Source organism: Mitsuaria sp. WAJ17, from assembly GCF_014174515.1.
Lineage (GTDB): Bacteria > Pseudomonadota > Gammaproteobacteria > Burkholderiales > Burkholderiaceae_C > Roseateles_B.
In genome coordinates this window covers 1-2158 of record NZ_JACJUG010000078.1, presented here as the reverse complement: position 1 = coordinate 2158, position 2158 = coordinate 1, and the positions used below count along the sequence as shown (strand labels likewise).

At 68.8% G+C, this 2158-nt stretch carries 1 pseudogene; it reads left to right on the top strand.

Annotated elements, in window-relative coordinates:
* Positions 1-2158: pseudogene (locus tag H5407_RS23405) on the top strand (heme utilization protein); the annotation flags it as partial.

Sequence of the window (2158 nt, the reverse complement as noted above, 5' to 3'; positions counted from 1 at the left end):
GACTTCGCCTCCATCAACACCGCGGCCCTGCGTGGCCTGAACTCGGCCCAGATCGGCGCCCTGGGTACGAACGAGATCGTGGCCTTGACGACGGCCCAGGCTGCCGCGCTCACCAGCAGCCAGGTCGCTGGCCTCACCAGCGACCAGATCGCCAAGATCGAGACCGACGACCTGCGGGCCCTCAACACGGCCACCATCAAGGCCCTGGGCAGCGAGCAGATCGCCGCCCTGACGTCCGACCAGATCGTGACCCTGACCACAGCCCAGATCGCGGCCCTGGCCACCACCCCTGGCAACCAGTTCGGCGGCTTCTCCACCGAGGAGATCGTGGCCCTGACCACGGCCCAGGCCGCCGCGCTGACCAGCGCACAGGTCAAGGGTCTGAGCACCGACCAGATCGCGGCCTTCGAGACCGACGACCTGCGCGCCCTCAGCACCGCCGCCATCAAGGCCCTCAGCACCGAGCAGATCGCCGCCCTGGGCTCCGACCAGATCGGCGCGCTCACCACCGCCCAGGTCGCCGCCCTGACCACCGCACAGATCCGCGGCATGGGCAGCGACGACCTCAACGCCCTGGGCACCGACCAGTTCAAGGTGCTCACCAGCGCCCAGGTCGGCGCCCTGAGCTCCGACCAGGTCAAGACCCTTCAGACCGAGGACCTCGCCTCTATCAACACCGCGGCCCTGCGCGGCATGAACTCGGCCCAACTGGCCGCCCTGACCACCGACGAGATCGTGGCCCTGACCACGGCCCAGGCCGCCGCGCTCACCAGCAACCAGGTCGGCGGTCTGACCAGCGACCAGTTGGTGAAGCTGGAAACCGATGACCTGCGCGCCATCAGCACCGCCACCATCAAGGCCCTCAGCAGCGACCAGATCGCCGCGCTCACCTCTGACCAGATCGTGGCCATGAGCACGGCCCAGATCGCCGCACTGGCCACCACGCCCGGCAACCAGTTCGGCGGTTTTTCGACCGACGAGATCAAGGCCCTGACCACCGCCCAGGCCGCCGCCCTCACCAGCACCCAGCTCAAGGGCCTCAGCACTGACCAAGTGGCGGCCTTCGAGACCGACGACCTGCGCGCCCTCAACACCGCCGCCATCAAGGCCCTCAGCACCGAGCAAATCGCCGCCCTGGGCTCCGACCAGATCGGCGCGCTCACCACCGCCCAGGTCGCCTCGCTGACCACCGCGCAGATCCGCGGCATGGGCAGCGACGACCTCAACGCCCTGGGCACCGACCAGTTCAAGGTGCTCACCAGCGCCCAGGTCGGCGCCCTGAGCTCCGACCAGGTCAAGACCCTGCAGACCGAGGACCTCGCCTCTATCAACACCGCGGCCCTGCGCGGCATGAACTCGGCCCAACTGGCCGCCCTGACCACCGACGAGATCGTGGCCTTGACCACGGCCCAGGCCGCCGCGCTCACCAGCAATCAGGTCGGCGGTCTCACCAGCGACCAGTTGCTGAAGCTGGAAACCGATGACCTTCGCGCCATCAGCACCGCCACCATCAAGGCCCTCAGCAGCGAGCAACTCGCCGCCCTGAGCTCCGACCAGTTGGCCACGCTGACCACCGCCCAGGTCACCGCCCTGACCACGGCGCAGCTGCGCGCCCTGTCCAGCGACGACCTCAACGCCTTTGGCACGGACCAGTTCAAGGTCCTGACCAGCACCCAGGTCGGCGCCCTGAGCTCCGACCAGATCAAGACCCTGCAGACCGAGGACCTCGCCTCCATCAACACCGCGGCCCTGCGTGGCATGAGCTCGGTCCAGGTCGGCGCGCTCACCACGGACGAGATCGTGGCCCTGACCACGGCCCAGGCTGCCGCGCTCACCAGCAGCCAGGTCGCCGGTCTCACCAGCGACCAGATCGCCAAGATCGAGACCGATGACCTGCGTGCCCTCAGCACCGGCACGCTCAAGGCGCTCAGCAGCGACCAGATCGCCGCGCTGACCAGCGACCAGATCGTGGCGCTGACCACGGCTCAGATCGCCGCCCTGGCCACTTCGCCGGCCAACCAGTTCAGCGGCTTCTCGACCGACGAGATCAAGGCCCTGACCACCGCCCAGGCCGCGGCGCTCACCAGCGCACAGGTCAAGGGTCTGAGCACCGACCAGGTGGCCGCGCTGGAGACCGATGATCTGCGCGCCATCAGCA